This window comes from Stenotrophomonas sp. KH_036_B (assembly GCF_057839485.1).
Genome location: NZ_CM174491.1, coordinates 2,324,439 through 2,346,978, shown reverse-complemented (window position 1 = coordinate 2,346,978; position 22,540 = coordinate 2,324,439). Strand labels below are relative to the sequence as shown.

Genomic DNA, 22,540 nt, shown 5'->3' with positions numbered 1-22,540 from the left:
GAGCGCGCCTGCGCGGTGCTGGAGACTGCGTACTCACCCCATCGTGTGCAACGGGAGAAGTGCAGTGACCAAGGCAGCCAACACCACGTCCGCGAAAAAGAAGGGCGACACCGGCAACGCAGGCGACCGACCCAACATCCTGGTGATCTGGGGCGACGACATCGGCATGTGGAATGTCGGTGCCTACACCCACGGTCTCATGGGCCACACGCCCAACATCGACAGCATCGCCTACGAAGGCATGCTGTTCACCGACCACTACGGGCAGCCCAGCTGCACGGCAGGCCGCGCCGCGTTCATCATGGGCCAGCTGCCCATCCGCACCGGCATGACCACCATCGGCATTCCGGGCTCGACCCGCGGCATCCAAGCCAGTGACCCGACCCTGGCCGAAGTGTTGAAGTCGGTCGGCTACGCCACCGCGCAGTTCGGCAAGAACCATCTTGGCGACCGCAATGAGTTCCTGCCCACCGTCCACGGCTTCGACGAATGGTTCGGCAACCTCTACCACCTCAATGCCGAGGAGGAACCGGAAGAACTGGACTACCCGGGCCAGAAGAACCCGGAATACAGGAAGACCTACGGGCCGCGCGGTGTGCTGCATGCGTTCGCGACCGACAAGGACGATCCCGCCACCGACGCCAAGTTCGGCCGCGTCGGCAAGCAGAAGATCGAAGACACCGGTCCGTTGACCCGCAAGCGCATGGAAACCTTCGACGGCGAGGTCGTGGAGAAGACGCTGGACTGGCTCGATCGCGTCGGTAAAGGTGACAAGCCGTTCTTCTGCTGGTTCAACACCACAGCCATCCACATCCACTCGCATTCGCCAAAGAAGTGGATCCAGAAGGCGGTGGATGAGGGCAGGGCGGAAGAAGACGTGGTCCGCGCCAAGATGCTCGAGCACGACGAGCAGGTCGGGCAGCTGCTCGACAAGCTGCGTGAGCTGGGCATCGAAGACAACACCATCGTCATCTACAGCACCGACAACGGCAACGAGATGATGTTGTGGCCGGACGGCGGATATGCGCCGTTCCGTGGCGAGAAGGGCACCACCTGGGAAGGTGGCGTACGTGTCCCGCACCTGGTCAAGTGGCCGGCCAGGATCCCGGCCGGCAGCGTGTCCAACGAGATCCAGAACCACGAGGACGTGTTTGCGACGCTGGCGGCCGCGGCGGGGCTGCCCGATCTGAAGGAAGACCTGCTCAAAGGGCATTCCCTCAACGGCACGAAGTTCAAGGTGCACCTGGACGGCTACAACAACCTCGACCACTGGACCGGCGACTCGAAGACCTCCGCGCGCAGGGAGATCTTCTACTACGACGAAACCGACCTGATGGCGGTGCGCGTGAACAACTGGAAGATGCATATCGGGGTCAAGCGCGAGGGCAGCTGGTGGGACGAGAAGTACTATCCCTCCGTTCCGTACATCTTCAACCTGCGCATGGACCCGATGGAAAAGATGGACCCGCAGTCTCCCGAGTGGGGCTACATCGGCCGCAAGTTCTTCGCCGCCAAGATGTGGGCACCGGCTGCCGGCGGTCCGATCATCGCCGAGCACCTGAAGTCGTTGATGGCGTTCCCCCCGTCGCAGGGCGCGGACACGCTCAGCTTGAAGAAGTCGCTGGAGAAGGCGCAGGCCAAGATGGAAAACCCTGCCGCCAGCAGCAATTGAGTACCGGCCGGGCGCACGCATGGCGTGTGCCCGGTTGCGGCCTGGCCCCATCATGGTGTGCTCATGCCCGGCCGGGGTATGGTGGAGACCCGCTTCCGTCGCCTCGGCGCCATGCCCCGCACGCAGTCCTCCGCACCACACGCCCTGCACGCGTTCCAACCCGCCACGCGCGAATGGTTTGCGTCGGCGTTTCCGGCACCGACACCCGTACAGGCGCAGGCCTGGAATGCCATCGGCGCCGGGCAGCATACGCTGGTCATCGCACCCACCGGCTCCGGCAAGACCCTGGCCGCCTTCCTGCATGCCATCGACCAGCTTTACCGCGTGCGCCAGCGGGAAAGCGACGCGACGTCGGCCGAGCGGCGTGCCGCGCCAAGGCCACGCACGCGCGTGGTCTACATTTCGCCGATCAAGGCGCTCGGCGCGGATATCCAGCGCAACCTGCAGGTGCCGCTGCAGGGTGTGGACGCCGAGCGCGCCCGCCGCGGTGATCCGAGCGTGGCGCTCAGCGTCGCGGTGCGGACCGGCGACACCCCGCCGGCCGAGCGCGCCCGCATGGTCCGCCGCCCGCCGGACATCCTGATCACCACGCCCGAGTCGCTGTTCCTGATGCTGACCTCGAAGGCGCGCGACACCCTGCGTGACGTGGATACGGTGATCATCGATGAAATCCACGCGGTGGCGGGCGGCAAGCGCGGCAGCCACCTGGCGCTCAGCCTGGAGCGGCTGGATGCGCTGCTGTCCGCGCCCGCGCAGCGGATCGGGCTGTCGGCCACGGTGCGACCGGTGGAGCAGGTGGCCGCGTTCCTCGGCGGCGACCGGCCGGTGACGGTGGTCGATCCGGCCAGCCCGCGCGCACTGGATGTGCGCATCGTGGTGCCGGTGGAGGACATGGCCGACCTGCCACCCGCTGCGGGGCCGGTGGGCGGGAACGCGCTGCCCGGTCGGGTCGGCTCCATCTGGCCGCATGTGGAAGCCAGCATCCTTGACCAGGTGCTGGTGCGGCGCTCGACCATCGTGTTCGCCAACTCGCGCGGGGTCGCCGAGAAGCTGACCGCACGCCTCAACGAGCTGTACGCCGAACGCATCGCGCGTGAGGCAGGCACGGCACCCATCGCACTCACGCCGGAACAATATGCGTCCTCCAACGGCGGCACGTCGTCGCGCACTGCCGGTGGCCCGCCGCTGATCGCGCGCTCGCACCACGGCTCGGTGTCCAAGGAGCAGCGGCGCGATATCGAACAGTCGCTCAAGGACGGCACGCTGCGCTGCGTGGTGGCCACCTCCAGCCTGGAGCTGGGCATCGACATGGGCATGGTGGACCTGGTCATCCAGGTGGCCGCGCCGCCCTCGGTGGCCAGCGCGCTGCAGCGGATCGGCCGCGCCAGCCACCAGGTGGGTGGCACGTCCACCGGCCTGGTCTACCCGCGTACCCGCCGTGACCTGATCGATGCCACCGTGGCGATCGAGCGCATGCTGGCCGGGCAGATCGAGGCCGTGGACCCGCCACGCAACCCGCTGGACGTGTTGGCCCAGCAGACCGTGGCGGCCGTGTCCGTGGAGCCGCTGGACGTCGAGGCGTGGTACGCCTGCGTGCGCCGCGCGGCGCCGTACCGCAGCCTGCCGCGCAGTGCCTTCGACGCGACGCTGGACATGCTGGCCGGGCGCTATCCCTCCGATGATTTCGCCGGGTTCCGGCCGCGCCTGGTCTGGAACCGGCAGACCGGTCAACTGAGCGCACGGCCGGGTGCGAAACAGCTGGCGGTGACCAGTGCCGGCACCATTCCGGACCGTGGCATGTACAGCGTGATGCTGCCAGAGGGCGAAGAACGCGCCGGCTCGCGGCGGGTGGGCGAGCTGGACGAGGAGATGGTGCACGAGTCGCGGGTCAACGACGTCATCACCCTGGGCGCCACCTCGTGGCGGATCGAGCAGATCACCCATGACCAGGTCGTCGTCACGCCGGCGCCGGGACGCTCGGCGCGGTTGCCGTTCTGGCGCGGCGAAGGCGTGGGTCGGCCGGCCGAACTCGGTGAGGCGGTGGGCGCGTTCCTGGCCGCGATGGATGCCGACGCGGCGGCGGGCGACATCGCGCCCGCGCACCTGGCGCGGTTGCAGGCGTCGGGACTGCAGTCCAACGCGATTTCCAACATCGTTGGCCTGCTCGACGAGCAGCGCCAGGCGACCGGCGTGCTGCCCACCGACCGGCGGCTGGTGGTGGAACGCTGCCGCGACGAATCAGGCGATTGGCGGGTGATGCTGCATTCGCCCTACGGGCGGCGCGTGCACGATCCCTGGGCGCTGGCCTTGGCCGGGCGCATCCAGGAACGCTGGGGCGTGGACCCGGCCGTGGTGGCCAGCGATGACGGCATCATCGTGCGCATTCCCGATTCCGCCGGGCGGCTGCCGGGTGCCGAACTGTTCCTGTTCGATCCGGAACGGCTGCGTCGCGAGGTGACCCAGGCGGTGGGGGGTTCGGCGTTGTTCGCCGCGCGCTTCCGTGAGTGCGCCGCGCGCGCGTTGCTGCTGCCGCGGCGCACGCCAGGGCGTCGCTCACCGCTGTGGCAGCAGCGCCTGCGAGCGGCCGAACTGCTGGCCATCGCGCAGCGTTACCCCGACTTCCCGATCCTGATCGAGGCTGCCCGGGAGTGCCTGCAGGATGTCTACGATCTCGATGCGCTGGACACGCTGATGCAGCGCCTGGCCAGGGGCAATGTCGAGATCGCCGAGGTCACCACCGAGGTGCCGTCGCCCTTCGCCGCGAACCTGCTGTTCGGCTATGTGGCCGAGTTCATGTACGGCACCGACGTGCCGCTGGCCGAGCGTCGCGCGTCGGTGCTGTCGCTGGATGCCGGTCTGCTCGGGGACCTGCTGGGGCAGGTCGACCTGGGCGAGCTGCTGGATGCCGGGGTGGTGGAGCAGGTCGGTTTGGAACTGCAGCGGCTGGCACCAGAGCGGCGTGCATCGGGCAAGGAAGGCGTGGCCGATCTGCTGCGCGAGCTGGGGCCGCTGGGCGAGGCGGACGTGGGCGCACGCCTCACGGACGGCGACGCTGCGGCGATGCACCTGCAGGCGCTGCAACGCGAACACCGCGCCGTCCCGCTGACCCTGGCGGGACGCAGTAGTTGGGCCGCGGTGGAAGATGCCGCGCGCCTGCGCGATGCGCTGGGCGTGGTGCTGCCGGACGGACTGCCCGAGGTCTTCCTGCAGGCAGGGGCAGACCCGCTCGGTGAGGTGCTGGCCCGGTTCGCACGCACCCATGCGCCATTCACCACGGCCGACGCCGCCAGTTACGCGGGCCTGGGCGTGGCCGTGGCCGATGCCGCGCTGGAGCGCCTGGCCGCGCAGGGCAAAGTGCTCAGCGGTCATTTCGGCGCCGGGGCGCCCGATCCAAACCCGTTGGCGCGACGCGAGTGGGTGGGGGAGGCAGTGTTCCAGCGTCTGCGCCTGCGCTCGCTGCAGGCCGCACGCGAGGCCACCCGCCCGGCCAGCCGCGAAGCGTATGCCACGCTGCTGCTCGAGCGGCAGGGGCTGGTCGCCGATGCCACGGTCGCCACCCGCGCCGACGCGGTGCCCGCGCAGGGCGCGCTGGAAGGCAGCGACGGCGTGCTGCGCGTGATCGAACTGTTGGCCGGTGTACCGATGCCGGCCTCGGCATGGGAACACCAGATCCTGCCCGCGCGGGTCGGCGACTATGCGCCTGCCATGCTCGATGCGCTGCTCGCCACCGGGGCGGTGGTCTGGGCCGGACATGGGCGGCTCGGCGATGACGATGGGGTGGTGTCGCTGCACGTGCAGGCGCTGTCCGGTGAGACGTTGTCGGCATTGCCAGCGCCAGCGCTGTCGCCGTTGCAGAACGCGATCCTGGCGGTGCTGGCCGATGGCGGTGCCTTCTTCGCACGCCAGTTGATGGGGGCGGTACAGGCGCGGCTGGCCCGGTCCGGTACCGCCGACGCAGTGGATGCGGAGGCGCTGCATGATGCGTTGTGGACGCTGGCGTGGGACGGTTTCGTGACCACCGACCTGTGGACGCCGCTGCGCCACCTGTCCGGGCCACGAGCGGCGCGCCCGCGCGTGAGCACTTCGGCGCGGCAGGGCCGGTATGCGCGGGGCAGGGCGATGATGGACCCGCTCGGTGCCGGCGGCGGGCTGCCCGCCATGGCCACCACGCTCGACACCGGCACCCTGGCGGGGCGCTGGTCGCTGCTGCAGCGCGTACCGGCCAGCGACACGGTGCGCGCCGTAGCGCTCGCCGAAGGCCTGCTGGAGCGCCACGGTATCGTGACGCGGGGCGCGGCCATCGCCGAAGGTATTGCCGGCGGATTCCCTGCACTGGTGCAGGTGTATCGCGGCATGGAGGACGCCGGCCGTGTCCTGCGGGGACGCTTCGTGGAGGGCCTGGGCGGCGCGCAGTTCGCCGAACGCGGGCTGGTCGATGCGCTGCGGGAGGTGGCCGAGGCACAGGACGCGGCCGACCGTGGCGTGACGGTGGCGCTGTCGGCGGTGGATCCGGCCAATGCGTTTGGTCCGGTGCTGCCGTGGCCGGTGCATCGCGCCACGCTGCGGCCGGTGCGCCGCGCGGGCGCGCTGGTCGTCATCGGTGGTGGGCGGCTGCGCATGTACCTGGCGCAGGGGGGCCGGCAGTTGCTGACGTGGCTGGATCCTGCGGCCCCGGCGGCGGAACAGACCCTCGCTGCGGCGGCGCAGGCGCTGGGCATCGCACTGCGACGCGGCCGGCGGCTCTCGTTCACGCTGGAGCTGATTGACGACGCGCCGGTGAAGCGCGATGCACTCACCGACGCGCTGCGCGCGGCCGGGTTCTCCAGCGCGCCGAAAGGCCTGGACTGGAACGGCTGAGTGCCGCGCATCACGCCCTGTCGATGGGCATGCTTCCACACTCCACGGCATGCCGGCCCGCAGCGCGGCGGCAGTTCACCATGACGACAAGAGGAAAATGCATGCACGGTATCAGTCTGGCAATGGGCGTGGCACTGGTGCTGGGAATGGGCAGCGCACGCGCAGGGGAACTGACGGTGTCGGCGGCGGCGAGCCTGGTGGATGCGTTCGGTGAGATCACCACGGCGTACGAACGCGAACACCCCGGTACCACGGTGCACCTCAACACCGCCGCGTCCGGGGTGTTGCTGCAGCAGATCCGCAACGGTGCGCCGGTGGACGTGTTCGCCTCGGCCGATGCGTTCACCATGGACGAGGCGGCCAAGGCGGGGCTGATCGATCCTGCGCAGCGCCATGTGTTCGCTCGAAACACGCTGGTCGTGGTGGTGCCGCCTGCGGCGTCGGCACCGCCGAAGAACATGCAGGACCTCACGGGCGCGACCGTGAAGCGGATTGCCATCGGCAACCCGCAGACGGTGCCGGCCGGCCGCTATGCGAAGTCGGCGCTGGACGCGGCCACGCTGTGGACGGCGCTGTCGCCCAAGTTGATCACCACCCAGAACGTGCGCCAGGCCCTGGACTACGTCGCGCGTGGCGAAGTGGATGCCGGTTTCGTCTACGGCAGCGATGCCAGCACGCTGAAGCAACGCGTGCGCACCGCGTTCCGTGTGCCGCTGACGCAGCCGATCGACTACCCGATCGCACCGGTGGCGCGCAGTGCCAACGCGGCGGAGGCCAGCGCGTTCATTTCCTACGTGCGCGCATCGGCGGCACAGGCCATCCTGCGCCGGTACGGCTTCAGCGGAGTGGAAACGCCCTAGATGGGGATGGACTGGACGGCGGTCCTGCTGTCGCTGAAGGTCGCCGGCTGCGCGACGCTGATCAACCTGTTCGTGGGCGTGGGGCTGGGCGCGGCGTTCGCCCGCTGGCGCTTTCCGGGTCGCGAGACGCTGGATACGCTGCTCACCCTGCCGATGGTGATGCCCCCCACGGTGCTGGGCTATTACCTGCTGGTTCTGGTCGGGCGCAACGGGCCCATCGGCCACTGGCTCGACAGTACGCTGGGCATCCAGCTCATCTTCACCTGGCAGGGCGCGGTGCTGGCTGCGGCCATCGTGTCGTTCCCCCTGGTGTTCAAGCCGGCACGCGCGGCGTTCGAAGGCGTGGATACACAGCTGGAGCAGGCCGCCCGCGTGCTGGGCGCGCGCGAGTCGAGCCTGTTCCTGAGGGTGACGCTGCCGTTGGCGTGGCGCGGCATCCTGCCCGGGGTACTGCTGGCGTTCGCCCGTTCGATGGGCGAGTTCGGGGCCACCCTGATGGTGGCCGGCAGCATTCCAGGCAAGACCCAGACCCTGTCCATCGCCGTATGGGAAGCGGTGCAGGCCGGACAGGACGACCGCGCCCTGTTCCTGGTGGTGGTGACCTCGGTGATCTGCATGGCCGCGCTGCTGCTCGCCGGTCACTTCGCCGCCGGTCCGCGCGAAGGGAGTCCGCGCCGATGAGCAGCGTCGACCTGTGCATCCAGCGCCACCTGGTCTCGCCGGGCCGGCGCTTCGATCTGGACGTGGCGCTGCAGACCACGCAGCGCCGCGTGGTGATCTTCGGCGAATCCGGCGCGGGCAAGAGCCTGACCCTCAAGGCCATCGCCGGGCTACTTCGCCCGGACCGCGGCTGGATACGCGTGGACGGCACGCCGCTGTTCGATGCCGCGCAGGGCATCAACCTGTCACCGCAGGCGCGGCGGCTGGGGTATGTGTTCCAGGACTACGCCCTGTTTCCGCACCTCACCGTGCGCCAGAACGTCGCCTTTCCGTTGGCCACGGGCCTGTTCAATCCGCGTGCGCGCGGGCGCCTGCCGGCGGTCGAGCAGTGGCTGGACCAGCTCCAGCTTGGTCACGTGGCCGACCAGTACCCGCGCGACATCTCGGGCGGCCAGCGCCAGCGCACCGCCGTGGCCCGTGCACTGGTGGCGCAGCCGCGCGCCTTGCTGCTGGATGAGCCGTTCGCTGCCCTCGACCATGCCAGCCGCCAGGCGACCCGCCTCGGACTGGAGCGGCTGCTCGACGCGCTGGGCATCCCGGTGGTATTGATCACCCATGACCCCGCCGATGTGGAGGTGTTCGGTGGCGCGGTGCTGCACCTGCGCGACGGCCGCAATGTGGACGCCGCGCCGGGTTGAGGCGCGTGGCTCAGGGGTCGATCAGGCCCAGCCTGCGGGCTGTGCGCAGGTCGTCGGGGGTGTCGATGTCCAGCGCAAGGCCCGGCGCCTCCACGACACCGACTGTCGCCTTGGCGAGGGCGCGCAGGCGCGCACGGAAGCCGCTGTCCGCCGTACCGGCAGCGGGATCCGCGAACCAGTGGCCGGGCACCACTGCAGGAACGCCCAGCGTGCCCTCCAGCGCGGTCGCCGCGCAGCCGGACGCGGCGTGCCGCGCGGCGGTCAGCAGGGCATGCAGATGCGCGGCCTCCAGTGCGGGTTGATCGCAGCCGAGTACCAGCACCCGTGCTTGAGCATGCACCCACGGTGAGGCGGCCTGCAGGCTGCTTGCCATGCCGCGCCGGGGATCGGGATTGATCGCGGTTGCGTAGTCCAGGCCCACCAGTGCCTCGGCGAAGACGGCGGAGGCGGGCGGCAGCACCACCACCACCACGTTGGGTGCGGTGCCCTCGGCCAGGCGCACCACGCGATGAAGCATCGTTTCAGCGTCCCGCCGCAGCAGTTGCTTGGGCTGGCCCAGCCGCGTGCTCGCGCCGGCGGCGAGCACCACGACGGCATGCGCGCCACGGGTGTCGCTCACGGGTGCTCCGCCGTGATGCCGTGGCGCCACGCCTGCAACTGCGCCGCGATGCTCAGTGCGATCGCCTCGGGTCCGCGACCGCCGAGTGGCAGGCCGATCGGCGACCGCAGTCGCGGCAGCAGGGCCGCGCGCAACTCGGCGCGCAGCAGCTTGAACAGGTCCTCCCGACGGCGCTCGGGACCCAGCAGGCCGATGAAGGCAATGGTCGAGGCGGCAAGATGCTCCAGCGCCTCCCGATCCAGTTCGAAGTTGTGGTGCATCACCAGGGCCGCATCGAAGCGCTCCATGCCGGCGTGCGCCACGTTGGCGCCGGTAGCGTCCGACCGCGGGTCGGGTGACGCGACGCCCACCACGCGGCTCCGCCACGCGTCACGCGGCTCGCGGAGCTCCACGCGCCAGCCCAGCCCCGCCAGCAACGGCAGCAACGGTACCGCCTCCGGGCCCGCGCCGAAGATCAGCACGCGGGGTGCGCGCCGCCACTGGAGCTGCCAGTGCGTGCGGTCGGCGTCCCACGCGAGGGGAAGGCTGGGCAGGGCAACCGCGAGGTGTGCGTCGCCACAGCGCCATTCGAGCGGTCCCTCCGCATGCAGTGCCAGCGAGAGTGTGTGATCCCCCTGCAACCATGCCGACAGCAGCGGTGCCAGGGCGGCCAACGCTGGCAGCGGCACGAGCACCACGCGCTGGCGGCCACGGCACCCGACCGCATTGCCGGCGAACAGTGCATCGTCGTCGCGGGTGTCGATCTCCATCCAGGTCAGCACGCCCTCGTCGACGGCCTGCATCGCGCGGCGCTCAAGCTCCGGCTCCAGGCACCCTCCGCTCAGCCAGCCTACATGGCCGGTCTCGGCGAACAGCACCAGGGTGCCCGCGCGCGTGTACGTCGAGCCGTCCGTTTCCAGCACGATGGCCAGCGCCGCGCGCCGCCCATCACGCAGGGCGTCCGCGGCCGCGTGCAGCACCTGGGCGGGGTTGCCGTCCTCCACGTCCAGCGGAGCGATGGACCGGCCTGCACTCATCCCAGCGCAGGCAGCCCGGCCAACAGCTTGTCCAGCGTGATGGGGTACTCGCGGACGCGGGTGCCGGTGGCGTTGTAGATCGCATTGGCCACCGCCGCGCTGACCCCGCACAGCCCGAGTTCGCCCACCCCCTTGGCCTTCATCGGCGAGGACACGGGATCGGTCTCGTCCAGGAACACCACCTCCTGGTGCGGAATGTCGGCGTGCACCGGCACCTCGTAACCTGCCAGGTCGTGGTTGACGAAGAAGCCCAGCCGGGTGTCCACCGCGAGCTCTTCGGACAATGCCGCGCCTACCCCCATGGTCATCGCACCGATCACCTGGCTGCGTGCCGTCTTCGGGTTGAGGATGCGGCCCGCCGCGCACACCGCGAGCATGCGCCGGATCCGGCTTTCGCCGGTGGCGACGTCCACGCCGACTTCGACGAAGTGGGCAGCGAAGGTGGACTGCTGGAATTTCTCTTCCAGTTCGGCGAATTCGATGGTGTCTTCCACCACCAGGTCGCCCTGCGCGGCCGCCTTGCCCAGCGCGAAGGTCCTGCCAGCGTCGCTGACCGTGCCGTTGGCGAACGTGGCCGTGGCCGGGTCGACCCCGAGCCTGGCCGCCACCGCGTCGCGCAGCTTGGTGCAGGCGGCGAACACGCCCGCCGTTGAACTGTTCGCACCCCACTGCCCACCGGAACCGGCCGACGCAGGGAAGCTGGAATCGCCGAGCTTCACCGTGACCTGCTGCAGCGGCACGCCGAGCATCTCCGCCGCGGTCTGGCCGAGGATGGTATAGCTGCCGGTGCCGATGTCGGTCATGTCGGTCTCCACCGTCACCTGGCCCTTGGCGTCGAGCCGCACGCGCGCGCCGGACGTCATCACCAGGTTGTTGCGGAAGCCCGCCGCCACGCCCATGCCGACCAGCCAGCGTCCGTCGCGCTGCATGCCCGGGCGCGCGTTGCGCCTGTCCCAGCCGAAGCGTTCGGCACCGGTGCGCAGGCACTGCACCAGCTGGCGCTTGGAGAAGGGCCGCTGCGGGTTGGCCGGGTCGACCTGGGTGTCATTGCGGATGCGGAATTCGATCGGGTCCAGGCCGAGCTTGTCGGCCATTTCATCCATCGCGATCTCCAGCGCCATCAACCCCGGCGTCTCGCCGGGTGCGCGCATGGCATTGCCCTCGGGCAGGTCCAGGTGCGCCAGGCGCAGGCCGGCCAGGCGGTTGGCGCCGGCGTAGAGCAGCTTGGTCTGCTGCACGGCTTCCTCGGGCGAACCGCCGGGCAGGTTGCCCGACCAGGACTCATGCCCGATGGCCGTGAGGGTGCCTTCGGCCGTGGCGCCCAGGCGGATGCGCTGCAGCGTGGCGGGACGGTGGGTGGTGTTGTTGGCGATCTGCGGGCGCGACAGCGCGACCTTGACCGGACGCTTGGCGGCACGCGCGCCGAGCGCGGCCAGCACCACGTCCGAGCGCACGAACAGCTTGCCGCCGAACCCGCCGCCGATAAACGGCGAGATCAGCCGTACGTTGTCCTTGGGCAGGCCCAGGGTCTTGGCCAGGTCGGTCCTGCCCCAGTCGATCATCTGGTTGGAGGTCCACACCGTGAGCTTTTCGCCTTCCCACGCCGCAAGGGTGGCGTGCGGCTCCATCATGGCGTGCGACTGGTCGGGCGTGTGGTAGGTCGCATCCAGGGTGACGGGCGCGTTGCCGAACGCCTTCTCGAAATCACCCACCCGCGCGTCGGGGTCGGTCTTCTGGAAATGGGTGCCTGCTTTCTTTGCCGCCGCCAGATCGTAGGCGCCCTTCTGCGTGGCGTAGCGCAGCTTGACCAGCCCGGCTGCGGCGCGTGCCTGTTCGAAAGTCTCGGCCACCACCAGCGCCAGCGCCTGGTGGTAGTGGGCGATCTCGGGCCCACCGAGCAGGGCGGCGGTGTTGCGTTTGGACGTCTGCAGCGGACCGGCGTTGTCGGCGGTGACGATCGCCAGCACGCCGGGTGAGCGGCGCGCGGCATCGAGCTCCATCGCGGTGACCCGGCCCTTGGCAATGCCGGCGGTCACCACATACCCATACGCGGGTGCGGCGATGGCATCGTGGCGCTCATACGCATAGGGCGCATGGCCGGTGGTCTTGAGTGGACCGTCGATGCGGTCCAGCGGCTGCCCCACCACCTTCAGCTGGTCGATGGGGTTGGTGCCGGCGGGTGTGTCGAATTTCATGGCTTACCCCTTCGCTTCCTGGAGGACGGCGGCGAGCGTGCGTTCGGCCAGCTGCACCTTGAAGGCGTTCTGTGACGAGGGTGCGGCACCCTCCAGCAGTTTGGCCATCACGGCCGCGGCACCCTGCGGCAGCAGCGCATCGGCCTCCGGCGTGCGCCACGGTTTGTACGCCACGCCGCCCAGTGCGACCCGGCCGCTGCCGTCGCGCTGCACGACCGCCGCCACCGACACCAGCGCGAACGCATACGACGCGCGGTCGCGCACCTTGCGGTAGATGTGGGTGCCGCCCAGCGGCGCGGGCAGGTGGGCGGCGGCGATCAGTTCGCCCTTGTCCAGCACGGTTTCAATGTGCGGCGTGGTCCCCGGCGCGCGGTACAGCTCGTTCAGCGGGATGCGGCGGCCACTGCCGTCCGGCCGGATGGTTTCCACCACCGCATCCAGTGCCATCATCGCCACCGCCATGTCGCTGGGGTGCGTGGCGATGCATGCCGGGCTGGTCGCGACCACCGCCAGCTGCCGGCTGACGCCACCGATGGCCCCACAGCCGCTGCCTGGCAGCCGCTTGTTGCAGGGCTGCGCGGTGTCGTAGAAGTACGGGCAGCGCGTGCGCTGCAGCAGGTTGCCGGCCGTGGTGGCCTTGTTGCGCAGCTGGCCGGACGCACCGGCCACCAGCGCACGGGTAAGCAGTGCGTAGTCGCGGCGAATGCGCCGGTCCGCCGCCAGGTCGGTGTTGCGGACCAGCGCGCCGATGCGCAGGCCCCCGGCGTCGGTGGCCTCGATGGTGTCCAGGGACAGCCCGTTGACATCGATGAGGTGTGCCGGCGTCTCGATCTCCAGCTTCATCAGGTCAAGCAGGTTGGTGCCGCCGGCAATGAAGCGTGCGCCCTGCGTGCGGGCGGCGGCGGCGGCAGCCTGGGCCGGGCTGGTGGCGCGTTCGTAGGTGAAGGCTCTCATGCGCGCGTTCCCCCCACGTCTTCGATCGCGTCCACGATGTTGGAGTAGGCGCCACAGCGACACAGATTGCCGCTCATGCGTTCGCGGATCTCCTCGACGGAGAGCGTCGCGCGTTGGTCGAGGTCGCCGGTCACATGGCTGGGGATGTTGTCGCGCACCTCCTGCAGTACCGCCACCGCCGAACAGATCTGCCCGGGCGTGCAGTAGCCGCACTGGTAGCCGTCGTGCTTGACGAACGCGGCCTGCATCGGGTGCAGCGCGTCCGGCGACCCGAGGCCCTCGATGGTGGTGATCTTCGCGCCCTGGTGCATCACCGCCAGGGTGAGGCAGGCGTTGATGCGGCGGCCATCCACCAGCACCGTGCACGCACCGCACTGGCCGTGGTCGCAGCCCTTCTTGGTGCCGGTGAGGTGCAGGTGCTCGCGCAGCGCGTCGAGCAGGGTCACCCGCGTGTCGAGCTGCAGCGTACGCGCCTTGCCATTGACCTGGAACGCCACGTCCGCGAGGACCGGGGCGCGCGCACCGGCCGGGTTGCCCTGTGCGTCAGCGACCACGGCAGGCAGCACCATGCTGGTGGCCGAGCCGGCGCCGAGCTTGAGCAGGTCGCGTCGTGAAAGGGAAAGGTGCGGAGGGGTACTCATCGGCTTGCTCCTCGTTGGCTGCAAAGGCCTGGCTCACGGGATCAGGACTCACGGGATCAGGAACGGCAGCGCCAACGGCGTGCCGAGGGAAACAGGATGGCCGAGGCGCGGTCGGCGCACGGTGAAGCGGGTGGGGCATGGGCGGGTCAGCGCGCATCGGCGCGGTCATGTGAATGGGGTGCGCTGCCATGCGAGCAGACCACCCATTCCGAATCGCCCTCCACGTAGCGTTCCTTCTTCCACACCGGCAGCCGGTGCTTGAAGGCATCGATGATGTAGCGGCACGCGCCAAACGCGGCATCGCGATGCGGAGACGACACACCGACCCAGACGGCCAGTTCACCCACCGCGAGCGTGCCGCTGCGGTGCACACCGACCGCGTCGATGTCGCCAAACCGCGCGCGCGCTTCGGCCAGGATCGCGGCGCCTTCGACCTCCGCCAGCGTGGTGTAGACCTCATACTCCAGGCCGTCCACCTGGCGGCCGTCGTTGCGGTTGCGCACCCAGCCTTCGAAGGCGCAGAAGCCGCCGTGGGCGGGATTCTGCAGCGCCGCCCGCAGCGCCGGTACGTCCAGCGCAACCGCGCTCACCGAGAACCCGCTCATCCGCCGTTGACCGGTGGAATGAACACCACGCTGTCACCGTCGTGCAGGGGCTGGTCCCAGCTGCAGAAGCGGTCGTTCACCGCCACCCTGAGCACCGAGGCGGGCAGGGTGAAACCGTGCCGGTCCTGCAATTGCCCGTACAGCGCGGTCAGCGAGGTTGCATCGGTATCGAGGCGTTCGGAATCGGTGTGGGCCTGTTCGCGCAGCAATGCGAAATAGGCAAGTTCGACGCGGGGCATCAGCGCAGCTCCAGTTGCCGGCGTGCCTGCAGCAGCTCGTCCGGGGTGTTGACGTTGTCCAGCGTGTTGCCCGGCGCGGGCAGTGTGTGGATCTGCAACTGCAGCAGCGCCTTGCGCGGGCAATGGTGGCCGGACGCCAGCCGCTGCCGAAGCAGGGGGGCGGTGCTGGGTTCCCAGATGGCACAGAGGGGTTCGGGCAGGCCGTCGTGGCGGCTGCTGAAGGCCGTGGCATCCCGATCCGGATCGCGTGCATCGAGGAGCGATTGCAGCGTGGCTGCGTCCAGCAGCGGCAGGTCGCAGGCGAGCACCAGCCATGCGTGGGCGGGGAACGCCTGCTGCGCGGTCACGATGCCCGCAACCGGCCCTACGCTGGGCACCGTATCGGCCAGGGTAGGCAGGCCGGCACGCAGTGCGTCGCCCTGCTGGCCGGGATTGATCGACACGTGGGCGTGGGCAACGCCGACGTGCTGCAACAGTTCCCACGCGCGCAGCAGCTGCGGCCGGCCGCCGTAGTCCAGCAGCGCCTTGTCGGCCTGCATGCGCCGGCTGGCGCCGCCACTGAGCAGCAGGGCAGAGAGCGGTGCACTCATGCCGGCGGCGCCAGGTCGGATTTGCCACCGCGCTTGGACACCAGCCGCACCTGCTCGATCACGATGGCGTGCGAGAGTGCCTTGCACATGTCGTAGAGCGTCAACGCCGCGACGCTGGCGCCGGTCAATGCCTCCATCTCCACCCCGGTGACGCCGTGGCAGGCTACGGTGCAGTCGATGACGGCGCTGTCGCCGTCCATCGCGATGGCGATGTCGCAGCGCTGCAGGGCCAGCGGATGGCACAGCGGAATGAGCTGGGACGTGGCCTTGGCGCCCATCACCCCGGCGATGTGCGCCACCGTCAGCACCGCGCCCTTCGGCAGCACGAACCCGGCCTCGCGCAGCTGGGCCGCCACCTCGGGCGGAAAACGAACGCGGGCCTGTGCGTGGGCGACACGGTCGCTGGCGGTCTTGCCGCCCACGTTCACCATGCGTGGCCGGGCGTCGGCATCCAGGTGCGAGAGCAGGGAAGGGTTGGGTTCCATCATCCACCTATGTAGTGCATTTCGATGCGGCGGCCCGGCGGGGTGGCCGGTCTGCCGCGCAGTTCGCTGTAGCGGTCGTTGCGCGCGGACCACACGCCGGCCAGGACCGCACGCAGGGCGGTGTCGTCCTGGCCGGCGCGCAGCAGCCCGCGCAGGTCGGTGCCCTGGGTGGCGAACAGGCACGTGTACAGCAGCCCTTCCGAGGACAGGCGCGCGCGCGTGCAGTCGCCGCAGAACGGTTTGGAAATCGAGGAGATCAGCCCGAGCTCACCGCCGCCATCCAGGAAGCGGTAACGCGTGGCCACCTCGCCCGGGTGGCGCGGCGGCAGGGCCAGCAGTGGCCAGCGTGCGTGGATGCGCGCCTGCAGTTCGGCGGAAGGCACCACCGCGCCGGCGGACCAGGCATTGCGGTTGCCCACGTCCATGAATTCGATGAAGCGCAGCACCACGCCGGTGCCGCGGAAGTGGTCGACCAGGTCCAGCGCACCGGCATCGTTGAGGTCGCGCTGCACCACCGCGTTCACCTTGACCCCGTCGCGGAAGCCGGCGTGGCGGGCCACCTCGATGCCGCGCAGCACCGCGTCGACCTCGCCGCGGCCACCACTGAGCGTGCGGAACAAGGCGGGGTCGAGCGTATCCAGGCTGACCGTGACGCGGTCCAGTCCGGCGTCGGCCAGCGCACTGGCCTGGCGGTCCAGCAGCACGCCGTTGGTGGTCAGCGCGATGTCGTCGATGCCATCGATGGCACGCAGCCGCCGTACCAGGTCCGGCAGGCCGGGGCGCAGCAGCGGCTCGCCACCGGTCAGGCGCAGCTTGCTCACCCCCAGCGGCGCGGCCTGGCGGCAGACCCGTTCGATCTCGTCGAAGTCCAGCCGCTGGGCATTGCTGAGGAACGCGTAGTCGTCGCCGTAGGTGGCGGCGGGCATGCAGTACGTGCAGCGGAAGTTGCAGCGGTCCATGACCGAAATGCGCAGGTCGCGCAGCGGTCGGCCGCGGCGGTCCAGCACGGGCGTCGGTGCGTTCATGTCACCACCGATGCAGCGGCAGGCGCTGCCCCGCGTCGGCGCCGGCGCCGGCGGCCAGTTCGACCACGCCGGCGGTGCCGGCCAGGGCGGTGAAGTCGCCGGAGTTGCGTGACCCGACCGGCTCGGCAACGGCGTTGCCATGCGCGTCACGGCCGAGTCGCACCGGTATGAACTGTGCGAGCGGGAAGGCGGGCAGGGCGCTGGCCAGTGGCAGCTGCTCAGGCGGCTCGGCCGCGAGGCCCATGCCGGCCAGCAGCGCGGGCCGCACGTAGCGGACCAGGCAGACCAGCGACGACACCGGATTGCCGGGCAGCGCGAATACACGCTGGCCCGCCGGCCCGACACCAAACCACATCGGCTTGCCCGGACGCTGCGCGATGCCGTGGAACTGGCAGCACACACCCAGTGCCTGGAGTGCATCGGGCAGGTAATCGCGTTGGCCCATCGAGACGCCCCCGGACAGCACCAGCGTGTCGTGCGACGCCAGCAGCGTCGCGAGCGCCGCCGCGAGCACGGTCGGCTCGTCGGCCAGGTGGTGCAGGCTGGCCTGGCCCAGTCCGGCCGTCTGCAGTGCCGCCATCAGCGCCAGGTCGTTGGAGCGGCGGATGCGCCCCGGCGGCAGCGTTGCGTCCACGTCCACCAGCTCATCGCCGGTGGCGACAATGGCCACGGCCGGTCGCCGCGCCACCGTTACGTGGGCTACGCCATTGGCCGCCAGCAAGGCCATCTGTGGCGCACCGATGCGTACGCCCGGCGCCAGCACGGGGCTGCCGGCAGCGCAGTCGCTGCCGCGGCGGTGGATGAACTGGCCCGGGGCAGGCGTCGCCGTTTCCTTCAGCGCGTAGCCGTCCGGCGTACGGCGCAGGTGTTCGATGGGAAGGATGCAGTCGCAGCCGTCGGGCAGTACGGCGCCGGTGGCGATCTCGATGCAGGTGCCCGGGTCGGTGAGCGCGCCGCCCTGCATGCCGGCCATCTGCATCCCGGCCACCCGCAGCAGGGCGGGCATTACCGGCTGCCACTGCGTGGCCACGCCATCCATCATCACCCGGTCGAACGGCGGCTGGGGACCTTCGGCCAGCACGGGTTGCGCGAGGACGCGCCCGACCGCGTCGTGCAGGGCCACCTGCTCGGTGGCAGCGGCCACCGTGGTGGCCTGGATCGCCGCCGCGGCCGCATCGACGCTGATCAGCGGCCGCATCGCACACCCCTTTTCGGGGCGCCGTTGCAGGCGCGCAGCTGCGGGGAAAACGACGGCAGGCGAGGGAACATCACGGGCACGGCAAGACTCGATCTGAGTGGGGCTGGCATCCCACCGTGCAGGTGCGCGGTGGGCGTGCGGGCTGGAGGCTTCAGATACGACAGTCTGGCGATCTGGATGTGATCGTCATTTCACGACGCGTCGCGCATCACCTTGTCCGGTGTGATCGGCGTACTGCGGACGCGCTTGCCGGTGGCATGGAAGATCGCATTGCTGATCGCCGCCGAGACGCCCACCAGGCCGATCTCGCCGACGCCTTTCGCGCCCAGGCTGCTGACCACCCGGTCGTCTTCCTCGACGAACAGCACGTCCACGTCATGGATGTCGGCATTCACGGACACGTGGTACTGGGCCAGATCGCGGTTCATGAAGCGACCGAAACGATGGTCCGCTTCGGTGTGCTCATGCAGGGCCGCACCAATGCCCCACACCACGCCGCCGATGATCTGGCTGCGCGCGGTGGTCGGGTTGAGGATGCGCCCGGCGGCGATCGCGCTGACCACCCGCATCACCCGCACCGTGCCGAGTTCCTCGTCCACGCGTACTTCGACGAACACCGCGCTGTGGGTGGCGCGGGTGTAGCGGCGCTGCTCCAGCACGTTCGGCAGCAGCAGGTAGCTGGCCTCGACGCTGTCGTGCCCGGCCGTGCCAAGCAGCGTGGTCAAGGCCACCGCGCTGGCAGGATCGCCGCGCAGCGCGAGGCTGCCATCACGGAAGACCACGTCCTCCAGCCGCGCCCGCGAGAACGCGGTGCCGGGCGCGAGGCGGGCCAGCGCCAGCAGGCGACGCCGCAGCTTGGTGCAGGCGCCGTCCACCGCCGAACCGACGGTGCTCACATGCGACGAGCCGCCTTCGATCGGGGCCACCGGCAGGGTGGAATCGCCGAGCTGGAAGCTCACCTGCTCCAGCGGCAGGCCCAGCGCCTCGGCCGCGATCATGCTCATCACGGTATAGGTGCCGGTGCCGATATCGCTGGCGGCGCTGCTCACCACCAGCCGACCGTCGGCATGCAGCACGGCCCGCGCCCGGGCGAACATCTGCATGGCGTCCCACTGCCCGGTGGCCATGCCCCAGCCCACCCATTCGGTACCTTCGCGACGCGCCCGCGGCTGCAGCGGACGGCGGGCCCAGCCGAAGCGCTCCGCGCCCTGCGCATAGCAGTCGCGCAGCGCCTTGCTCGAGTAGGGCTTGCCATCGGCGGGATTGACCTCGGCGTAGTTCTTCAGCCGTAACGCGAGCGGATCCATGCCGAGCTCGGCGGCCAGCTCGTCCATGGCCACTTCCAGCGCGTGCACGCCGTGGGCGGCGCCCGGGGCACGCATGTCGATGGGGGTGTACTGGTCCAGGTCCACCACCTTGTAGCCCAGGTGGACGTTGTCGCAGGTGTACAGCTGCCCGCTCCAGTTGACCACCACTTCCACGTAGTCCTCGATGCGCGATGTCTCGCCCACCGCCTCGTGCCAGATCGCACGCAGGGTGCCGTCGGCGTCGGCGGCCAGCTTCACCCGCTGTGCGGTCTCGGCGCGGTGGCCGAAGGTGAACATCTGCTGCCGTGTCATCACCACCCGGACCGAGCGATCGAGTGCCAGCGTGCCCATCACGGCCAGCGGCAACTGGTACTGCGGGCGCAGGCCCGCGCCGAATGCGCCGCCGACGTAGGGGTTGCGCACCGTGACCCTGCGCTTGGGCAGGCCGAACACATGCGAGACGTACCAGCGGCTGTTCTGCGAGCCCTGGGTCTTGTCATAGACGGTGAGATGGCCATCCTCGCCCCGGATCACCGTGCTGGCGAACAGCTCCATCGGGTTGTGATGCTCGACCCCATGGTGGAAGTCGGCCGTGATCTGGACGGGGGCCTGCGCGAAGGCCTGCTCAGGATGTCCTTTGTCCTTGGGAGGGGATGAAAAGCCGGCCTTCATCTTCTTCGGCGGGCGGGCGCGCGCCATCGCCGCCAGCATATTCGTGTCGTGTTCCTCCACTGCATAGTGGACCTCGACGCGCCCGGCCGCCTCGCGCGCGGCCTCGAAGGTCTCGGCCAGCACCAGCGCCACCGGCTGGCCGCTGTACAGCACGGTGTCGTCGTACAGGGGCCGGAACGGACTGCCGGCTGGTGCCGTCATGTCCTTGTAGAACAGACCGGCGCGGCGCATGTGCGGTCGGTTGAGATGGGTGATGATGCGCAGCACGCCGGGCACCGCATGCGCCGCCTCCAGGCTGAAGCCGAGGATGCGGCCTTTGGCGATCGTGCTGTTGACGGCCACGCCATAGGCCAGGTCCGGCGCCGGCCATTCGGCGGCATAGCGGGCCTGGCCGGTGACCTTGGCATGGCCATCAATGCGCGGGGTGCCGGTGCCGGTCGGGACGTGCCCGGTACCGGCCGGAGCGACGGGCGGCTGCAGGGCCGTGGGAAGGTTCATGCCAGCGTCTCCGGATGCGGGCGCGTGCTGCCCTGGTTGTCCACGGTGCCTTGCGTTGCCACCTCAAGCGCGCGGATCAGCGTGCGCCGGGCCAGGGGGATCTTGAAGGCGTTCTCTCCCTGCGGGACGGCTCCCTGCAGCAGCGCGTCCGCGGCCGCTTCGAATGCCACCGCCCCTGGGCGTGCGCCCACCAGCAGCGCTTCGGCAGCGGGGCGTCGCCAGGGTTTGTGCGCCACGCTGCCCAGCGCCAGACGGGCAGCGCGGATGACCCCGTCCGGCCCGATGTCCAGCGCGGCGGCGACCGACACCAGCGCGAAGGCGTAGGACAGACGCTCGCGCACCTTGAGGTACGCGCTGTGCGCGGCAAAGTGCGTGGCAGGCGGCAGTTCGATCCGCAGGATCAGTTCATCGGCCGCCAGCGCCGTATCCACCTCCGGCGCGTCGCCTGGCAGGCGATGGAAGTCCGCGAACGGAATCGCGCGTTCGCCGCGCACACTGGCCACGTGCACCACCGCGTCCAGCGCGGCCAGCGCCACGCACATGTCGGACGGATGCGTGGCGATGCAGTGCTCGCTGGCGCCCAGGATGGCGTGGTGGCGGGTGAGGCCGCCGATGGCCGAGCAGCCGCTACCCGGTTCGCGCTTGTTGCACGGCGTGGCACGGTCGTAGAAATACGTGCAGCGCGTGCGCTGCAGCAGGTTGCCGCCGTTGGTCGCCATGTTGCGGATCTGCGGCGAGGCGGCCGCCAGCATGGCCGCCGAGAGCAGCGGGTAGTCCCGTTCCACGCGGGGGTGCCAGGCGGTATCGGCATTACGCGCGGTCGCGCCCAGGCGCAACCCGCCGTCCTCACGCACCTCGATCGCGTCCAGTGGCAGCCGGCTGACGTCCACCAAGGCAGTGGGCGTCATCAGCTGCAGCTTCATCAGGTCCAGCAGGTTGGTGCCGCCTGCGATGGGGCGGGTGGCGTTGCTGCCCATGGCGCCGGCAAGTGCCTGCAGCGCGTGGGCAATGGCGTCGGGGCGCTGGTAGGTGGCGGGAATCATGCGGGCACCGTGCCTGGCACCCAATCGTCGGTGGCGGCATCGCCGCGCAGGTCGTGGTCGGTGGCCAGCACGGACATCACCGCGTCGGTGATCTGGGGATAGGCGCCGCAGCGGCACACGTTGCCGCTCATCAGCTCGCGTACCTGGTCGCGGCTGCAGGCCTTGCCCTCGTTGATCAAGCCCTGTGCCGAACAGATCTGGCCCGGCGTGCAGTAGCCGCATTGCAATGCGTCGCAGGCGATGAAGGCCTGTTGCAGCGGATGCAGGGTATCGCCGTCCGCGAATCCCTCGATGGTCTGCACCTGCGCACCGTCCTGCATGACCGCCAAGGTGAGGCAGCTGTTGATGCGCCGCCCGTCCACCAGCACCGTGCAGGCACCGCATTGGCCGTGATCGCAGCCCTTCTTGGTGCCCGTCAGCTGAAGGCGTTCACGCAGCAGGTCGAGCAGGCTGACCGTGGATTCCACCTGCAATGCATGGTCGACGCCATTGATGACCAGGCTGAGCGGGTAGAGCACGCGTGGGCGTGGGGATGCAACAGACTCGCTCATGGCAGTTCCGGCTGGGGCGTATGTTCCGAGACTGGGTCATTGACTGTCTAATCAGGGTGCCGGGAACGTGCACTGCGCGCGAAGGACCGATTCCGGGTCGCTGAGCGGGACCTTGCTGTTCAACATGAATGCGCGCCCTGCGTATGACATCCCTT

Annotated in this window: 19 protein-coding genes; 5 read left to right on the top strand and 14 right to left on the bottom strand. The window is 69.9% G+C overall.

The window, feature by feature from the left end:
• The first annotated feature begins 64 nt into the window (after window positions 1-64).
• The 5 genes from AC3ITN_RS10545 to AC3ITN_RS10525 all read left to right on the top strand — a co-directional run bounded on the left by AC3ITN_RS10545 (window position 65) and on the right by AC3ITN_RS10525 (window position 8,747).
• Window positions 65-1,672, top strand: a complete 1,608-nt coding sequence (locus tag AC3ITN_RS10545) for an arylsulfatase (protein ID WP_489390441.1) — start codon at window positions 65-67, stop codon at window positions 1,670-1,672.
• 63 nt (window positions 1,673-1,735) lie between these two features.
• On the top strand, window positions 1,736-6,529 hold the full coding sequence (locus AC3ITN_RS10540; RefSeq protein WP_489390440.1) for an ATP-dependent helicase: 4,794 nt from the start codon (window positions 1,736-1,738) through the stop codon (window positions 6,527-6,529).
• Between the two features lie 101 nt (window positions 6,530-6,630).
• Window positions 6,631-7,389, top strand: coding sequence for a molybdate ABC transporter substrate-binding protein (gene modA / locus AC3ITN_RS10535; protein ID WP_489390439.1), 759 nt, complete (start codon window positions 6,631-6,633; stop codon window positions 7,387-7,389).
• On the top strand, window positions 7,390-8,070 hold the full coding sequence (gene modB, locus AC3ITN_RS10530; RefSeq protein ID WP_313341278.1) for a molybdate ABC transporter permease subunit: 681 nt from the start codon (window positions 7,390-7,392) through the stop codon (window positions 8,068-8,070).
• Window positions 8,067-8,747 carry an ATP-binding cassette domain-containing protein gene (locus AC3ITN_RS10525; protein WP_489390438.1) on the top strand — a complete coding sequence of 227 codons (681 nt, stop codon included), beginning with the start codon at window positions 8,067-8,069 and terminating at the stop codon, window positions 8,745-8,747. Before modB ends, AC3ITN_RS10525 begins: the two co-directional genes overlap by 4 nt.
• A gap of 10 nt (window positions 8,748-8,757) precedes the next feature.
• Here AC3ITN_RS10525 and AC3ITN_RS10520 read toward each other — a convergent pair whose 3' ends face one another.
• The 14 genes from AC3ITN_RS10520 to AC3ITN_RS10455 all read right to left on the bottom strand — a co-directional run bounded on the left by AC3ITN_RS10520 (window position 8,758) and on the right by AC3ITN_RS10455 (window position 22,385).
• On the bottom strand, window positions 8,758-9,366 hold the full coding sequence (locus AC3ITN_RS10520) for a nucleotidyltransferase family protein (protein ID WP_489390437.1): 609 nt from the start codon (window positions 9,364-9,366) through the stop codon (window positions 8,758-8,760).
• A complete protein-coding gene (locus AC3ITN_RS10515; RefSeq protein ID WP_489390436.1) occupies window positions 9,363-10,382 on the bottom strand; it encodes an XdhC family protein in 1,020 nt (339 codons plus the stop codon). The genes AC3ITN_RS10520 and AC3ITN_RS10515 overlap by 4 nt, the downstream gene beginning before the upstream one ends.
• On the bottom strand, window positions 10,379-12,577 hold the full coding sequence (gene paoC / locus AC3ITN_RS10510; protein ID WP_489390435.1) for an aldehyde oxidoreductase molybdenum-binding subunit PaoC: 2,199 nt from the start codon (window positions 12,575-12,577) through the stop codon (window positions 10,379-10,381). Before paoC ends, AC3ITN_RS10515 begins: the two co-directional genes overlap by 4 nt.
• A 3-nt stretch (window positions 12,578-12,580) precedes the next feature.
• Entirely contained in the window at window positions 12,581-13,531 is a 951-nt protein-coding gene (locus AC3ITN_RS10505; RefSeq protein WP_313341293.1) for an FAD binding domain-containing protein, read from the bottom strand.
• Window positions 13,528-14,172 carry an aldehyde dehydrogenase iron-sulfur subunit PaoA gene (paoA, locus tag AC3ITN_RS10500; protein ID WP_313341296.1) on the bottom strand — a complete coding sequence of 215 codons (645 nt, stop codon included), beginning with the start codon at window positions 14,170-14,172 and terminating at the stop codon, window positions 13,528-13,530. The genes AC3ITN_RS10505 and paoA overlap by 4 nt, the downstream gene beginning before the upstream one ends.
• A 146-nt stretch (window positions 14,173-14,318) precedes the next feature.
• A complete protein-coding gene (locus AC3ITN_RS10495; RefSeq protein ID WP_313341299.1) occupies window positions 14,319-14,777 on the bottom strand; it encodes a molybdopterin synthase catalytic subunit in 459 nt (152 codons plus the stop codon).
• Window positions 14,774-15,016 (bottom strand): MoaD/ThiS family protein, encoded by a 243-nt coding sequence (locus tag AC3ITN_RS10490; RefSeq protein ID WP_489390434.1) that lies wholly within the window; start codon window positions 15,014-15,016, stop codon window positions 14,774-14,776. The genes AC3ITN_RS10495 and AC3ITN_RS10490 overlap by 4 nt, the downstream gene beginning before the upstream one ends.
• Window positions 15,016-15,606, bottom strand: coding sequence for a molybdenum cofactor guanylyltransferase (mobA, locus tag AC3ITN_RS10485; RefSeq protein ID WP_489390433.1), 591 nt, complete (start codon window positions 15,604-15,606; stop codon window positions 15,016-15,018). The genes AC3ITN_RS10490 and mobA overlap by 1 nt, the downstream gene beginning before the upstream one ends.
• On the bottom strand, window positions 15,603-16,091 hold the full coding sequence (gene moaC / locus AC3ITN_RS10480; protein WP_489390432.1) for a cyclic pyranopterin monophosphate synthase MoaC: 489 nt from the start codon (window positions 16,089-16,091) through the stop codon (window positions 15,603-15,605). Before moaC ends, mobA begins: the two co-directional genes overlap by 4 nt.
• A complete protein-coding gene (gene moaA, locus AC3ITN_RS10475) occupies window positions 16,091-17,116 on the bottom strand; it encodes a GTP 3',8-cyclase MoaA (RefSeq protein WP_489390431.1) in 1,026 nt (341 codons plus the stop codon). The genes moaC and moaA overlap by 1 nt, the downstream gene beginning before the upstream one ends.
• Window position 17,117: 1 nt before the next feature.
• Window positions 17,118-18,314, bottom strand: a complete 1,197-nt coding sequence (locus AC3ITN_RS10470) for a molybdopterin molybdotransferase MoeA (protein ID WP_489390430.1) — start codon at window positions 18,312-18,314, stop codon at window positions 17,118-17,120.
• Window positions 18,315-18,505: 191 nt separating this feature from the next.
• Window positions 18,506-20,791, bottom strand: a complete 2,286-nt coding sequence (locus AC3ITN_RS10465; protein ID WP_489390429.1) for a xanthine dehydrogenase family protein molybdopterin-binding subunit — start codon at window positions 20,789-20,791, stop codon at window positions 18,506-18,508.
• Complete coding sequence (locus AC3ITN_RS10460) at window positions 20,788-21,858, bottom strand: FAD binding domain-containing protein (RefSeq protein WP_489390428.1); 1,071 nt, start codon at window positions 21,856-21,858, stop codon at window positions 20,788-20,790. The genes AC3ITN_RS10465 and AC3ITN_RS10460 overlap by 4 nt, the downstream gene beginning before the upstream one ends.
• Window positions 21,831-22,385: a (2Fe-2S)-binding protein gene (locus tag AC3ITN_RS10455; RefSeq protein ID WP_489390427.1), complete on the bottom strand. Its 555-nt coding sequence runs from the start codon at window positions 22,383-22,385 to the stop codon at window positions 21,831-21,833. The genes AC3ITN_RS10460 and AC3ITN_RS10455 overlap by 28 nt, the downstream gene beginning before the upstream one ends.
• Window positions 22,386-22,540 lie beyond the last annotated feature (155 nt).

What these genes read in the sequence shown, in the direction of transcription:
- AC3ITN_RS10525 (WP_489390438.1), top strand. Translation starts at nt 8,067, where the DNA reads ATGAGCAGCGTCGACCTGTGCATCCAGCGCCACCTGGTCTCGCCGGGC.
- AC3ITN_RS10515 (WP_489390436.1), bottom strand. Translation starts at nt 10,382, where the DNA reads ATGAGTGCAGGCCGGTCCATCGCTCCGCTGGACGTGGAGGACGGCAAC.
- AC3ITN_RS10540 (WP_489390440.1), top strand. Translation starts at nt 1,736, where the DNA reads ATGCCCGGCCGGGGTATGGTGGAGACCCGCTTCCGTCGCCTCGGCGCC.
- modB (WP_313341278.1), top strand. Translation starts at nt 7,390, where the DNA reads ATGGGGATGGACTGGACGGCGGTCCTGCTGTCGCTGAAGGTCGCCGGC.
- modA (WP_489390439.1), top strand. Translation starts at nt 6,631, where the DNA reads ATGCACGGTATCAGTCTGGCAATGGGCGTGGCACTGGTGCTGGGAATG.
- moaA (WP_489390431.1), bottom strand. Translation starts at nt 17,116, where the DNA reads ATGAACGCACCGACGCCCGTGCTGGACCGCCGCGGCCGACCGCTGCGC.
- AC3ITN_RS10490 (WP_489390434.1), bottom strand. Translation starts at nt 15,016, where the DNA reads ATGCCCCGCGTCGAACTTGCCTATTTCGCATTGCTGCGCGAACAGGCC.
- AC3ITN_RS10505 (WP_313341293.1), bottom strand. Translation starts at nt 13,531, where the DNA reads ATGAGAGCCTTCACCTACGAACGCGCCACCAGCCCGGCCCAGGCTGCC.
- moaC (WP_489390432.1), bottom strand. Translation starts at nt 16,091, where the DNA reads ATGGAACCCAACCCTTCCCTGCTCTCGCACCTGGATGCCGACGCCCGG.
- AC3ITN_RS10495 (WP_313341299.1), bottom strand. Translation starts at nt 14,777, where the DNA reads ATGAGCGGGTTCTCGGTGAGCGCGGTTGCGCTGGACGTACCGGCGCTG.
- AC3ITN_RS10470 (WP_489390430.1), bottom strand. Translation starts at nt 18,314, where the DNA reads ATGCGGCCGCTGATCAGCGTCGATGCGGCCGCGGCGGCGATCCAGGCC.
- mobA (WP_489390433.1), bottom strand. Translation starts at nt 15,606, where the DNA reads ATGAGTGCACCGCTCTCTGCCCTGCTGCTCAGTGGCGGCGCCAGCCGG.
- paoC (WP_489390435.1), bottom strand. Translation starts at nt 12,577, where the DNA reads ATGAAATTCGACACACCCGCCGGCACCAACCCCATCGACCAGCTGAAG.
- AC3ITN_RS10455 (WP_489390427.1), bottom strand. Translation starts at nt 22,385, where the DNA reads ATGAGCGAGTCTGTTGCATCCCCACGCCCACGCGTGCTCTACCCGCTC.
- AC3ITN_RS10465 (WP_489390429.1), bottom strand. Translation starts at nt 20,791, where the DNA reads ATGAACCTTCCCACGGCCCTGCAGCCGCCCGTCGCTCCGGCCGGTACC.
- paoA (WP_313341296.1), bottom strand. Translation starts at nt 14,172, where the DNA reads ATGAGTACCCCTCCGCACCTTTCCCTTTCACGACGCGACCTGCTCAAG.